This window comes from Streptomyces eurocidicus, assembly GCF_002891295.1.
GTDB classification, from domain to species: domain Bacteria; phylum Actinomycetota; class Actinomycetes; order Streptomycetales; family Streptomycetaceae; genus Streptomyces; species Streptomyces eurocidicus.
On sequence record NZ_LGUI01000003.1, the window covers coordinates 641,349 to 654,854 of the forward strand.

The window sequence follows — 13,506 nt, forward strand, 5'->3', positions numbered from 1 at the left end:
TACGTATAGCCAGCACCGGCGGCCCGTAAGCCTGCGGCGCGTGTGAGACCGCTCATTCGGACGATGCGGCGCGCGGGTGCGTCGGTGTATGGGGTGATACGCCGGGGTGCGCCGGAGCGTCCGCGGGCCCCTCGCCGGCCGGGTGGCGAAGGTGCGCCCCCTGCCGTAGGGAAGGAGTAAGGCCGGTGGGATGATGGCGCAGCCATGCCTCACCCCGTCGCGCGCGCCGGCGCCGATCTGCGACTGATACGGGCCGCGGTGTTCACCGCGGTCTGTGTTCTGCTGTCCGCGGGCGGGCACGTGCTGGCCTCCTGCGCGAGCGTCCCGCTGTGGACGCTGGGCGCGGGCTGCGCGCTGGTGCTGGCGCTCGTCCTGCCGCTGGCCGGCCGGGAGCGCTCGCTGCCGGGGATCGCGGCCGGACTGGCCGTCGGCCAGCTCGCGCTGCACACCCTCTTCGGCCTCGGCCAGCGGAGCACCGGGGTGACCCCGCGCCAGGCGGGCTCGGAGGGGCGGCTGATCACCTTCGCCGCGAAGCTGATCTGCAACCAGCCGCACGCGATGTCCGCCGCCGACGCCCGCCGGGTGATCACGGACGCCGGGCTGGACCCCGCCGTGCACCCGATGCGGATGGGCGCCGTACCCGCGCCCGCACCGTCCGGAACGAGCGGCTCCGCACTGGACCGGCTGCTGGACTCCCTGCTCGGCGCGCTGCCGCTCTCGCTCCCCATGCTGCTCGGCCATCTGCTCGCGGCGCTGGCCGCGGGCTGGCTGCTGCGGCGCGGCGAGGTGGCGCTGTGGCGGGTGGTGGCACTGTCCGGGCGCCCGGCGCGCGAGGTCGCGGAGGCCGCGCTCGTACGTTCGCTGCGCGCCGCCCTGACGCTCGTACGCGCCCTGTGGGACCGCTCGGCCGGTGCGCCGGCGCGGGCCGCCCGGACCCGGTCCGGCGACGAGGACCGCCCGGTGGTGGAGCCTTCGCTCCAGCGCTTCGTGACCAGGCGGGGACCGCCGCGCCTCACCCTCGCGGCCTGACACGCGACGCACTCCGGCACCTGAGCAGCGACAGAGCAGCAACAGAGCACGGGAGGGCGGTCGCGCCGTCGCCGCACGCGCGCACCCGTACCCCTTCCCGTCCCTCCTGCCTGTGGAGTGTCCCCATGAACACCTCTCTCCGCCGCCTCCGCCGCCTCCCCGTCATCGGCGGCGTCACCGCCGGTGCCGTCCTGCTCCTCTCCGGCCCCGCCTTCGCGCACGTCAGCGTGCAGCCCGGCACCGCCGAGAAGGGCGGCTACAGCACCATCGCCTTCAAGGTGCCGAACGAGAAGAACGACGCCTCTACGGTGAAGCTCGAGGTCACGCTCGACCCCAAGCACCCGCTCTCCTCGGTGACCGTCCAGCCCGTCCCCGGCTGGGACGTCAAGGTCGAGAAGGCCAAGCTCGACAAGCCGCTGCAGACGCACGGCAAGACCATCGACGAGGCCGTCAGCAAGATCACCTGGACCGGCGGCAAGATCGAGCCGGGCCAGTTCCAGCAGTTCCCGCTCTCCGTCGGCCAGCTGCCCACGGACGTCGACGAGCTGGTCTTCAAGGCCCTCCAGACCTACTCCGACGACGACGTGGTGCGCTGGATCGACCCGTCCAAGCCGGGCGGCGAGGAGGCCGAGCACCCCGCGCCGACGCTGAAGCTCGTCGCGAAGGCCGACAAGGACAAGGGCGCCGACAAGACCGCGGGCAAGAGCGGTGAGGCGGCCGACGGCAAGGACGCCGAGAAGGCGTCCGCGTCCTCGGACAAGAGCGAGGACTCCTCCGACACCACCGCCCGCGTGCTCGGCGTGGCCGGCATCGTCGTCGGCATCGCGGGCGTGGCCTTCGGCGTGCTCGCCGGCCGCCGCCGCTCCGTCTGACCCGCGGGCCCGTACGGACGGGGGCGGCGCGCCACCGCGCGGCGCCGCCCCCGCACACCGATCCATCCCTGGAGAAGAGCTCCATGCGCACCAAGATCCTGGGCGTGGCACTGGCCACCGCCGCCGCGCTCGCCCTCACCGCCTGCGGCAGCGACGGCGGCGGCGGTGACAAGCCGCTGGCCGATGTCTCCGCCGCGCCCAAGAAGGCCGCCGCGATCACCCTGGACACCCCGAAGGCCAAGCCCGACCTGGTCCTCACGGACACGGGCGAGAAGAAGTACGAGCTGGTCAAGGAGACGAAGGGGCACCCCGTACTCCTTTACTTCGGCTACACCTACTGCCCCGACGTCTGCTCGACCGTCGTCTCCGACATGGCCGCCGCCGCGAAGAAGCTGCCGGAGGCCGACCGCAAGAACCTGAAGATCGTCTTCGTCACCACCGACCCCGCCCGGGACACCCCCAAGCGGATGCGGGAGTGGCTCGACGCCCAGGGCGGGCAGGACATCGCCGGCCTGACCGGGGACTTCGAGACGATCCAGGCGGCCGCCAAGCCGCTCGGCATCTTCGTGGAGAAGCCGAAGAAGGAGAAGGACGGCTCCATCACCGTCAGCCATGGCGCCGAGGTCATCGGGTTCTCGCCCAAGGACGACGGTGCCCATTGGATCTACACCGCGGAAACCACCGCAGCCCAGTACGCCAAAGATCTCCCGAAGATCGTCAAGGGGGAGAACCCGTGATGCGCAAGTCCACCACCGCCACCGCCGTCGCCCTGCCGCTCCTGCTCGCCGGGGGCCTGCTCCTGGTGACCGGGTGCCAGTCGGAGAAGAACGCCCTGGCGTCCGACAAGCCCGAGCTCTCGGTCAGCGGCGCCTATCTGCCGCAGCCCGCGATGCCGGACATGGCCGCCGCCTATCTGACGGTCACGAACAAGGGCGGCAAGGCCGACCAGCTGACGTCCGTCACCAGCCCGCTCTCGGGTGACATCACCATGCACACCACCGAGGGCTCGCAGATGAAGCACGCGGCCAAGCTGGACGTGCCCGCGAAGGGCGAGCTGAAGCTCACCCGCGGCGGTACCCACCTGATGCTCGGCAAGCTCGGGCACAAGCCCGAGGTCGGCGAGAAGGTCGAGTTCACGCTCCACTTCGCCACCGCCGGGGCCGTGAAGGTCCAGGTGCCGGTCGAGTCCACCACGTTCCGCCCGCAGGGCTGAGCGGACTGACGAGGATGCGATGAGGACCCTGACCGCCGGACGGCTGGTGCCCCTGCTCGGGGCGCTGTTCGCCGCACTGCTGTGCGCGCTCGGGCCGGGCGCGACCGCCGCGTCGGCGCACGCCGCGCTGACCGCGACCGACCCCGCCACCGGCTCGGTGGTGCCGACCGCCCCCCAGCGGGTCACGCTGACCTTCTCCGAGGGGGTGCTGCTGAGCGCCGACTCGGTGCGGGTCCTCGACCCGCGTGGGGAGCGCGTCGACGAGGGCCGGCCCACGCATGCGGACGGCAGGTCGGGCACGGCGTCCGTCGGGCTGCGCACCGGGCTCGTGGACGGTACGTACACGGTGGCCTGGCAGGCCGTCTCCGCGGACAGCCATCCGGTGGCCGGGGCCTTCACCTTCTCCGTCGGCGCGCCGTCCAAGACGGCCGCCAAGGTGACGACCGCCAAGGTCGACCCGGTGGTCGACGGGCTCTACGGGACGGCGCGGTACGCGGCGTACGCCGGGTTCGCGCTGCTCGTCGGCGGCTGTGTCTTCGCGGGCGTGTGCCGCTCCTCGCGGCCCGTCCAGCGGGTCGCGGTGGGCGGCTGGATCGCCCTGTTCGGCTCGACGGCCGCGCTGTTGCTGCTGCGCGGCGCGTACACGAGCGGCAAGGGGCCGGGCGCCGTCCTGGACCTGTCGCTGCTCGGCGACGTGCTGAACACCAAACCGGGCGCGGCGCTGCTGTCCCGGCTGCTGCTGCTGAGCGCCGCCGCGGTCTTCCTCGCCGTCCTCTTCGGCTCGTTCGCCCGCGAGGACGACGGCCGCACGGGGCAGGAGCGCCGGGACGTCGCGTTCGGGCTCGGCATCGGCGGCACGGTCGTCGCCACCGGGCTGGCCGCGACCTGGGCGATGGCCGAGCACGCGTCGGCCGGGCTGCAGACCTGGCTGGCGATGCCGGTCGACGTGCTGCACCTGCTGGGCGTCGCGGTGTGGCTGGGCGGGCTGGCGGCCCTGCTGGCCGCCCTGTGGGCGGGCGCCCCCGTGCCCAAGGAGGCCGTGCGGCGCTTCTCCCGGCTCGCCTTCGCCTCGGTGTGCGCCCTGGTGGCGACGGGGCTCTACCAGTCCTGGCGGCAGGTCGGCTCGTGGGGCGCGCTCACCGGGACCGAGTACGGGCGGCTGCTGCTGATCAAGGCGGGCCTGGTGGTCGCGCTGGTCGGGGTCGCCTTCTTCTCACGGCGCTGGACGGGCCGGCTCACGGACCGCCCCGAGACGAGGAAGCCGAAGGCGGGCGCGAAGCCTTCGGGCTCGGTGAAGGGCTCGGGTACGGGTACGGGCACGGGCTCTGGCTCCGTGAAGGGTACGGGTTCTGTGAAGGGCACGGGTTCCGCCAAGTCCGTGGCCGCCGCCAAGTCCACGACCGCCGGTAAGGGTGGCGCCTCGCCGGAGCGGGCCGTCCAGCTCGCCCGGCAGCAGGCCGCGCTCACCAAGGCCGCCGGGAAGCGGCGGCGCGACGCGGACGAGGGCCGCAGCGGTCTGCGCCGTTCCGTCCTCGCCGAGACCGGCGTCGCGGTCGTCCTCCTCGCCGTCACCACGCTGCTCACCGGCACCCAGCCGGGCCGCGCGGAGACCGAGCAGCGGGAAGCGGGGGCGGCCGGCGCCACCCGGGCCACGGCACCCGCCGCCGGACCGGCCGAGGTGCGGATCCCGTACGACACCGGCGGCGCCGACGGCCGCGGCACGGCCACCGTAAGGATCGACCCCGCGCGCTCGGGCGAGAACACCCTGGACGTCCGGCTGACCGGCCCGGACGGCGCGGCCGTCGACGTACCGCAGCTGGAGGTCTCCTTCACGGAGCTCCAGAAGAAGATCGGCCCGCTGCGCGCCCCGCTCAAGCGCCTCTCCACCGGCCGCTGGCAGGCCACCGGCCTCCAGCTCCCCATGGCCGGCGAGTGGCGGCTCACCCTGACCGTACGGACCTCCGACATCGACCAGATCACGGAGCTCAGGAACGTGAAGATCAACTGATGGCTGAACGAGCTGACCAGGCAGAGAAGACGGCACGGGCGAAGGCCCAGGCGCCGGACCCCGAACGGGGCATGAGCCGCCGGCGGCTGCTCGGCACCGCCGGGGCCGTCGGCGCGGCGGGGCTCGTCGTGGGCGGCGCCGGCGGCGCGCTCGCGGCCGAGGCCGTGCGGGAGACCCCGGCGGAGCTCACGGGCGTCGGCGCCAAGGCCGTGCCGTTTCACGGGAAACATCAGTCCGGAATCGCCGACTCCGCGCAGGCCCACGGCCATCTGCTCGCCTTCGACCTGGCGTCCGGCGCCGACCGCAGGTCCGCCGCGGCCCTGCTGCGGCGCTGGTCGGCGACGGCCGCGGAGCTGATGGCGGGCGAGGCGCCCAAGGGCGACGACACCGGCATCGCCCTCGACGCGGGCCCGTCGTCCCTGACCGTCACCTTCGGCTTCGGCCGCACCTTCTTCGACCGGACGGGCCTGGCCTCGAAGCGGCCGGCCGCCCTGGAGCCGCTGCCGGCCTTCACCGGGGACGCGCTCGACGCCAAGCGCGGCGAGGGCGACCTCTGGGTGCAGATCGGCGCCGACGACCCGCTCGTCGCCTTCCACGCGCTGCGGGTGCTCCAGAAGCAGGCCGGGGACGCGGCGCGGCCGCGCTGGCAGATGAACGGCTTCAACCGGGCGCCGGGCGCCACCGCGAAGCCGATGACCGGCCGCAATCTGATGGGCCAGATCGACGGCACCAACAACCCGAAGCCGTCCGATCCCGACTTCGCCGCCCGGGTCTTCGTCCCGGACGACTCCGGCGACTGGATGGCCGGCGGCTCGTACGCGGTCGTCCGGCGCATCCGGATGCTGCTCGACAGCTGGGACCACCTGTCGCTGGAGCGCCAGGAGAAGGTCATCGGCCGCCGCAAGTCCGACGGCGCGCCCCTCTCGGGCGGTACGGAGACGACCCCGGTGGACCTGAACAAGTTCGGCGCGGACGGCTCGCTGGCGATCGCGGGCGACGCGCACGTCCGCGTCGCGGCCCCGGAGTCCAACCGGGGCGCGGCGATGCTGCGGCGCGCGTTCTCCTTCCACGACGGCTACCGCGACGACGGCGCCCCGGACGCGGGCCTGCTCTTCGTCGCCTGGCAGGCGGACCCCCGCAGGGGCTTCGTCCCGGTACAGCGCAAGCTGGACCGGGGGGACGGGCTCTCCCGCTTCCTCAGCCATGAGTCGAGCGGGCTGTTCGCGGTACCGGGCGGCTGCGCGCCGGGCGAGTACGTGGGGCAGCGGTTGCTGGAGGGGTGACACCCCGGTCCTCGGGCTCTCCCGGCCGCCTTCCCCGGCCACCGCTGGGGGCGCCCCCGGCCGGGCAGAAGGCCCGGACGGCCGGACGCCCGCCACCGGCCCGGGCCTGCCCGGCGCGATCCGGCCGGGCAGAAGCGGCCGGGGCCCGTGGCTCCGGCCGCGATCACCGTGCCCCGGCCCCGGCGATCCGGCCCGACCGGCGGACGGACGGACGGGGCGGACGGGGCGGACGGGCGCACGGGCAGACGGGCAGACGGGCAGACGGGCAGACGGGCAGACGGGCAGACGAGGACACCCCGCCACGGCCGGGCCGTCCGGACCCGCACCGCCCGAGGCCCGCACCGTTCGACAGCCCCACCGTCCGACAGCCGCGCCGGTCGGGAACCGCCCGCCGCAGGCCATCGGTATCGTGGCGAAGCCCAACCCTCGGAGGAAATCGCGTGATGTCGGCCAGCCGCTACACCTACCTCGGCCCGGAGGGCACCTTCACCGAGGCCGCCCTGCGCACGCTCCCCGAGGCCGCCACCCGGGAACTCGTCCCGATGGTCTCCGTGCCGGCCGCCCTGGACGCCGTGCGCAACGGCGAGGCCGCCGCCGCGCTGGTGCCGATCGAGAACTCCGTCGAGGGCGGGGTCACCGCGACCCTCGACGAACTGGCCACCGGCTCACCGCTGATGATCTACCGCGAGGTGCTGCTCCAGATCGCCTTCGCGCTGCTCGTCCGGCCGGGGACGACGCTCTCCGACATCAAGACGGTGACCGGCCACCCGGTCGCGCAGCCGCAGGTGCGCAACTGGCTCAAGGCGAACCTGCCGGACGCGGTGTGGGAGTCGTCGGCGTCGAACGCGGACGGCGCCCGGCTGGTGCGGGAGGGGCGTTACGACGCCGCCTTCGCCGGGGAGTTCGCGGCGGCGACGTACGAGCTGAACGCGCTGGTCACCGACATCCACGACGCGGAGAACGCGCAGACCCGCTTCGTACTCGCGGGCCGCCCCGCCCGGCCGGCGGCGCGCACGGGCGCGGACCGGACCTCCGTGGTGGTGTGGCTGCGCGCCGATCACCCGGGCGCGCTGCTGGAGCTGCTCCACGAGTTCTCGTCCCGTGGGGTGAACCTCGTGCTCATCCAGTCGCGGCCGACGGGCGAGGGCATCGGCAACTACTGCTTCGCGATCGACGCGGAGGGGCACATCACCGACCGCCGGGTGGCCGAGGCGCTGATGGGCCTCAAGCGGATCTGCCCGAAGGTGCGGTTCCTCGGCTCCTATCCGCGCGCCGGGGCCGACCCGGCCGAGGTGGGGCCGACGGCGCGGGGGATGTCGGACGAGGACTTCACGGCGGCGGCGGACTGGCTCGCGCGCTGCCAGGACGGCCGGGGCTGAGGGCGAGCGGGGCCGGAGGCTGCCGCGCTGACGGACGGCAGGGCTCCGGTGAGGGCCCTGCCGAAGGCTCGACGCGCATGACCCACAGAGTTATCCACAGACTCCTCTCGACCTGGGGATAAGTCGACAGATCGAGGCACCCGGGAGCCCGCCCGAATCGGTCAAGGTCGACAAATCTCTCTAACTACAGGCCCGTCATCCACAGCACCTAGGTCACCCCTTAGAGGGTCCAGGCCATGGGCACGTCAGGTGAATGTCATCAAACAACCCTTTAGAGCGAGTCAATACCACCCGAATGAGCGGGCCGGAGAGGTTTGACCTACAAATCTTCAGCAGAGGACGGAACTGATCGGAACGTTCGATTCCGGCGTCCACAGATTTCACGCACAGCCTGTGGACAAAGAAACGGAAGTATCGACTCCTGTGGACAACGGACCCTCCCAACTCCCGCCACTCACAAGGCCGATCGCCGGACGCCCGCCACCACACCCGCCCCTATGCCCCTTTTCATCAAATGCGCACGCATTTTCCGACGGCCGGGCCGGCGGCGTTATTCACAGCCTTTTCCACTCACCCTAAACTAGGGCAAAATGGGACGTAGAGGAATATCGCGTCGAGTGATCGTCCCCGCAACGGTAGCCTTGTGGGGTGATTGACCTTCGCCTGCTTCGTGAGGACCCCGACCGTGTGCGCGCCTCCCAGCGCGCCCGTGGAGAGGACGTCGACGTCGTCGACGCGCTGCTCTCCGCCGACGAGCGGCGCAGGTCGTCCAGCGTCCGCTTCGATGAACTCCGCTCCGAGCAGAAGTCGCTCGGCAAGCTCATCCCCAAGGCCACCGGTGACGAGAAGGCCGCCCTGCTGAAGAAGGCGGGCGAGCTCTCCGCGGCCGTCAAGGCCGCCGACGCCGAGCAGGACGAGGCCGCCGCCGAGGCGCAGGCCCTCCTGCTCCGGATCGGCAATCTGGTCCACCCCGACGTGCCGCGCGGCGGCGAGGACGACTTCGTCGTCCTGGAGACCGTGGGCACCCCGCGCGACTTCGCCGCCGAGGGCTTCGAGCCCAAGGACCACCTGGAGCTCGGCCAGTCGCTCGGCGCGATCGACGTCGAGCGCGGCGCCAAGGTCTCCGGTTCGCGCTTCTACTACCTGACGGGCGTCGGCGCGCTCCTGGAGCTCGCGCTGGTGAACGCCGCCATCGCGCAGGCCACCGCCGCCGGCTTCACCCCGATGCTCACCCCCGCGCTGGTCAAGCCGCGCGCCATGGAGGGCACCGGCTTCCTCGGCCAGGCCGCCCAGGACGTCTACCACCTGGAGAAGGACGACTTCTACCTGGTGGGCACGTCCGAGGTGCCGCTCGCGGCGTACCACATGGACGAGATCCTCGACGCGGACCAGCTGCCGCTGCGCTACGCCGGCTTCTCCCCGTGCTTCCGCCGCGAGGCCGGTACGTACGGCAAGGACACCCGGGGCATCTTCCGCGTCCACCAGTTCGACAAGGTCGAGATGTTCTCGTACATCTCGCCGGAGGACTCGGAGGCGGAGCACGCCCGTCTGCTGGAGTGGGAGAAGCAGTGGCTGACCAGCCTGGAGCTGCCGTTCCAGGTGATCGACGTGGCCACGGGTGACCTCGGCTCCTCCGCCTCCCGCAAGTTCGACTGCGAGGCGTGGATCCCCACCCAGGGCAAGTACCGCGAGCTGACGTCCACGTCCAACTGCGACGAGTTCCAGGCCCGCCGCCTGTCCGTCCGGATGCGCGACGGCAAGAACGTCCGCCCGCTGGCGACGCTCAACGGCACGCTGTGCGCCGTCCCGCGCACGATCGTGGCGATCCTGGAGAACCACCAGCAGGCCGACGGCTCGGTCCGCGTCCCCGAGGTCCTCCGTCCGTACCTGGGCGGCCGCGAGATCCTGGAGCCCGTCGCCAAGTGACCTCCTCCGGCTCACCCGCGGGTCCGCTGCCGTACCGGCTGATCGCGACCGACCTCGACGGCACGCTGCTGCGCCCCGACGACACCGTCTCGGAGCGCACCCGCGCCGCCCTCGCCCTGGCGACGGCGGCGGGCGCCGCGCACATCGTCGTCACGGGCCGCTCCGTGCCCTGGACCCGGCACATCCTGGAGGCGCTGGACTACCAGGGCCTCGCGGTGTGCGGCCAGGGCGCGCAGGTCTACCACGCGGGTGAGCACCGGCTGCTGACGTCCGTGACGCTGGACCGGCAGCTCGCCGGTCTCGCCGTCGCCAAGATCGAGGCGGAGATCGGCCCGCTGGCGCTGGCCGCCAGCCGGGACGGCATGGACGGCGAGGTGCTGGTCGGACCCGGTTACCGGGTCCAGGAGGGCCCCCTGCCGGCGGTCTCCGTCATGGACACCGCCGAGCTGTGGGCCGCCCCGCTGAACAAGCTCTACCTCCAGCACCCGGGCCTCGACGACGACGCTCTGACCGAGGTCGCGCGGACGGTCGCCGGTGACCTGGTGGGCGTGACGATGGCGGGCCCCGGGATAGTGGAACTGCTGCCGCTCGGGCTGAGCAAGGCGACGGGCCTGTCGCTGGCCGCGCGCCGGCTGGGCCTGAAGGCCGCCGACACGATCGCCTTCGGCGACATGCCCAACGACGTCCCGATGTTCGGCTGGGCGGCCCACGGCGTGGCCATGGCCAACGCCCACGCCGAGCTGAAGGCCGTGGCCGACGAGGTCACCGAGTCGAACGGGAACGACGGGATCGCGGTCGTTCTGGAGCGTCTCTTCGGCTGAGGGGCTCCGCCCCGCCGCGGGACCCGAGCCGCCCCCGCCCCCTCCGCAGGACCGCCTCCATCCGGGTGAGATCCCAGGTCGGCAGCCCGTACGAGAGGGGGCGCCCACAGGCCAGGCCGATGACCACGGACACCGCGTGGCCGATGTCGGTGTACGTGCCGCCGGTGCCCAGCGGGACCGCGAAGAAGACGACCAGGCTCCCGGCGTAGAGCCACCGCCAGGGGCGGGGCACCCGGTAGGTGAGGACGCCGGCCGCCGCGGCGAGCCCGTAGGAGACGCCGATGTCGACCACGTGCTTCATCGAACGCGGCAGCGAGTGGTCCTGGATGGCGAGCATCACGATGTCCTGGCTGATCAGCGTGGCCGCGACATGTGCGACGGCGACGACGAACAGCCAGCGCAGGGTGCCGATCCAGCGCTCGACATTGGCGTGGACGAGCTCGAAGAGCCCGGCGTAGAGCAGGAACGAGGACGGGTCCTCGATCCAGAAGCCGCTGATCAGCAGGGATTCGATCGGGCGCCTGTTCAGCTGGTGGATATTGCTGCTGGTGCGGTGCAGGAGGAAGGTCTCCAGGTCCTGGCTGGCCGCCGCGATGACCAGGCTGGTCACCCCGATGATCAGCAGCCAGATGTGGGTGCCGGGAGAGGTCCGGACCCAGGAACCCACCGCGGAGCGCAGGCGGGCGGCGTCTGCCTTCACCCTTACGACGGTAACCGGGGCGGGGCCGGGACGCGGCGGTCGGCGCGGCAAGCAGTTGTAGGATGACTGGGCAACCGGGAGAATACGGCTTCGGAGGAACACGGGATGGCACTGCGAGCGGCGGGACGGCAGTCCCTCGTGGACACCGTCGTGGATCAGCTGCGCGCCCAGGTCGGCGCCGGCGAGTGGCGGGTCGGCGAGCGCATCCCGACCGAACACGCGCTCGCCGAGCAGCTCCAGGTCGGGCGGAACACCGTCCGCGAGGCCGTAAGGGTGCTCGTCCACGCCGGAATGCTCCGTTCGAGGCAGGGCGAGGGCACCTTCGTCGTCTCCATGGCCGACCCGGCGGAGATCATGCGCGGGGTGCAGCGCGCCGGAGTGCGCGACGTCCTGGAGCTCCGCATCGCCCTGGAGGTCGAGGCCGCGCGCCTCGCCGCGGTGCGCCACGAGCCCGCCGACCTGGAGCGGATGCGGGCGGCCCTGGACGCCCAGACCGCCTTCGAGGACCCCGAGGGCCAGCCGGACTCCGGCAGCCTGGAGCTCTACGCGGACCACGACGTCGCCTTCCACCGGGCGGTCGTCGAGGCCGCCCACAACAGCGCGCTGACCGCGACGTACAGCTGGTTCAGCAGCTCGGTGCGCGAGGCGCTCGTCACCGCGCTCGGCGACCGCGAGATGCCGCGCATCATCCACGGCGACCACCACGACCTGATGACCGCCATCGCCTCCGGCGACCCCGAGGCGGCCGCGAGGGCCGCCCGGCTGCTGCTCGAACGCCCCAAGCGGGCCGTCGAGTCCCTGCTCCCGGAGAACTGACCCGCCGCCCCTCCCGGAGAGCCGTCCCCCGCACCGTTTCCGTACGCCCGCACCCCTGGAGAGTTCACTCATGTCGGAGCCGAGGCCCCAAGCACCACTGATCGACGCGGAGGAGGACCTGGCGCCCGCGCCTCCCGTGGCGGCCGCGCGCCGGCGGCTGCTCGCCCACCCCGCGCTGGTGCTCCTCGGCATCGTGCTGGCCTCGCTCAACATGCGGGCGGCGCTGGCCGGGGTGTCCCCGCTGGTCGGCGAGATCGGCGACCACTTCCACCTGGCCGCCACCGCGAGCAGCCTGGTGACGACCATCCCCCTCGTCTTCATGGGGCTGGGCTCGATCGCCGCGCCCAGGCTGGCCCGCCGCTGGGGCACCGAGGCCGTGCTGTGCGGCGCGCTCGTACTGCTGTGCGGCGGCATCCTGCTCCGCGTGGCGCCCCCGGTGGTCGCGCTGTTCGTCGGCTGCGCGCTCGTCGGCACGGCGATAGCCCTGCTGAACGTCCTGATGCCGGGCCTGATCAAGCGGGACTTCCCCGAGCGGGCCGCGAGCATGACCGCCCTCTACTCCACCGCGATGATCCTGGGCGCCACCGTCTCGGCGGCCTCCGCCGTGCCCCTGGAGGAGGCCCTCGGCGGCTGGCAGGGGTCCCTGGTCTCCTGGTCGCTCCTCGCGGCCGTCGCCGCCGCCGTGTGGCTTCCCCAGGCGCTCCTGGCGCGCCGCGGCACCCACCACGGCGAGGCCGCGGCCACCCGGCGCCCCGCCGCCGAGGGGGCGGAGCGCGGGCTGCTGCGCACCCCGCTCGCCTGGCAGGTCACGCTGTTCATGGGCGTGCAGTCGCTGATCGCGTACGTGTGCATCGCCTGGATGCCGACGATCTTCACCGACGGTGGCATGAGCAAGAGCGGGGCCGGCCTCGTCTACTCCTTCTACACGCTGGTCCAGATGGCCGGCTCGTTCGTCGTGCCGATCCTGGCCGGGCGGCTGCGCGACCAGCGGCTGCTGGCGGTCGGCGTCGTGCTGCTGATGGCCGCGGGCGTCACCGGCCTGCTCGTCGCGCCCGTGGCCGGGGCCTGGCTCTGGGCGACCCTGATGGGCGTCGCGCAGGGTGGCACGCTGGGGCTCGCGCTCACGATGATGGTGCTGCGCACGAAGGACTCGCACACGGCCGCCCGGCTCTCCGGCATGGCGCAGACCTGGGGCTATCTGGTGGCGTCCGTCGGCCCGTTCGCGCTCGGCGCGGTGCACCAGGCCACGGACGGCTGGACGCTGCCGGTGGCACTGCTCCTCGTCGCCTGCGCGGGCCTGGTGCTGCTGGGTCTGGGCGCCGGGCGCGATCGGCGGATCTGAGACGTTGAGGTGACGGGAGGCCCCTTCCGGGGCGTCCCGTGCCGGTCCCGGCCCGCCGGTGCCGTTCGCCGGTCCCCTCCGGGGCGTCCGGCGGCCGGAGCCCCGCGGCCCCGGCCG

12 protein-coding genes are annotated in these 13,506 nt (G+C 73.0%); 11 read left to right on the forward strand and 1 reads right to left on the reverse strand.

The genetic code is table 11. The annotated features are described in order from the left end of the window. The first annotated feature begins 204 nt into the window (after positions 1–204). The 9 genes from AF335_RS12685 (at position 205) to AF335_RS12725 (ending at position 10,531) form a co-directional block, all read left to right on the forward strand. Positions 205–1,029, forward strand: coding sequence for a hypothetical protein (locus AF335_RS12685; RefSeq protein WP_184743429.1), 825 nt, complete (start codon positions 205–207; stop codon positions 1,027–1,029). A gap of 125 nt (positions 1,030–1,154) precedes the next feature. Then, complete coding sequence (locus AF335_RS12690) at positions 1,155–1,901, forward strand: YcnI family copper-binding membrane protein (protein WP_102918424.1); 747 nt, start codon at positions 1,155–1,157, stop codon at positions 1,899–1,901. Between the two features lie 83 nt (positions 1,902–1,984). Beyond that, entirely contained in the window at positions 1,985–2,638 is a 654-nt protein-coding gene (locus AF335_RS12695; protein ID WP_102918425.1) for an SCO family protein, read from the forward strand. Further along, positions 2,638–3,114 carry a copper chaperone PCu(A)C gene (locus AF335_RS12700; RefSeq protein WP_102918426.1) on the forward strand — a complete coding sequence of 159 codons (477 nt, stop codon included), beginning with the start codon at positions 2,638–2,640 and terminating at the stop codon, positions 3,112–3,114. The genes AF335_RS12695 and AF335_RS12700 overlap by 1 nt, the downstream gene beginning before the upstream one ends. 19 nt (positions 3,115–3,133) lie before the next feature. Beyond that, positions 3,134–5,122 (forward strand): copper resistance CopC/CopD family protein, encoded by a 1,989-nt coding sequence (locus tag AF335_RS12705; RefSeq protein ID WP_102918427.1) that lies wholly within the window; start codon positions 3,134–3,136, stop codon positions 5,120–5,122. 71 nt (positions 5,123–5,193) lie between these two features. Continuing rightward, a complete protein-coding gene (gene efeB, locus AF335_RS12710) occupies positions 5,194–6,405 on the forward strand; it encodes an iron uptake transporter deferrochelatase/peroxidase subunit (RefSeq protein WP_228772929.1) in 1,212 nt (403 codons plus the stop codon). A gap of 443 nt (positions 6,406–6,848) precedes the next feature. Then, positions 6,849–7,784: a prephenate dehydratase gene (pheA, locus tag AF335_RS12715; RefSeq protein WP_102918429.1), complete on the forward strand. Its 936-nt coding sequence runs from the start codon at positions 6,849–6,851 to the stop codon at positions 7,782–7,784. Positions 7,785–8,432: 648 nt separating this feature from the next. After that, complete coding sequence (gene serS / locus AF335_RS12720) at positions 8,433–9,710, forward strand: serine--tRNA ligase (RefSeq protein ID WP_102918430.1); 1,278 nt, start codon at positions 8,433–8,435, stop codon at positions 9,708–9,710. Beyond that, positions 9,707–10,531 carry an HAD family hydrolase gene (locus AF335_RS12725; protein ID WP_170127678.1) on the forward strand — a complete coding sequence of 275 codons (825 nt, stop codon included), beginning with the start codon at positions 9,707–9,709 and terminating at the stop codon, positions 10,529–10,531. The genes serS and AF335_RS12725 overlap by 4 nt, the downstream gene beginning before the upstream one ends. Here AF335_RS12725 and AF335_RS12730 read toward each other — a convergent pair. Then, a complete protein-coding gene (locus AF335_RS12730) occupies positions 10,473–11,231 on the reverse strand; it encodes a rhomboid-like protein (protein ID WP_244927007.1) in 759 nt (252 codons plus the stop codon). The two genes, AF335_RS12725 and AF335_RS12730, sit on opposite strands and share 59 nt — an antisense overlap. Positions 11,232–11,336: 105 nt before the next feature. On the opposite strand from AF335_RS12730, the gene AF335_RS12735 reads away from it, so the two are divergent. Both AF335_RS12735 and AF335_RS12740 read left to right on the forward strand, forming a co-directional pair. Then, a complete protein-coding gene (locus AF335_RS12735; protein WP_102918431.1) occupies positions 11,337–12,047 on the forward strand; it encodes a FadR/GntR family transcriptional regulator in 711 nt (236 codons plus the stop codon). A gap of 70 nt (positions 12,048–12,117) precedes the next feature. Continuing rightward, positions 12,118–13,389 (forward strand): CynX/NimT family MFS transporter, encoded by a 1,272-nt coding sequence (locus AF335_RS12740; RefSeq protein WP_102918432.1) that lies wholly within the window; start codon positions 12,118–12,120, stop codon positions 13,387–13,389. Positions 13,390–13,506: the final 117 nt, after the last annotated feature.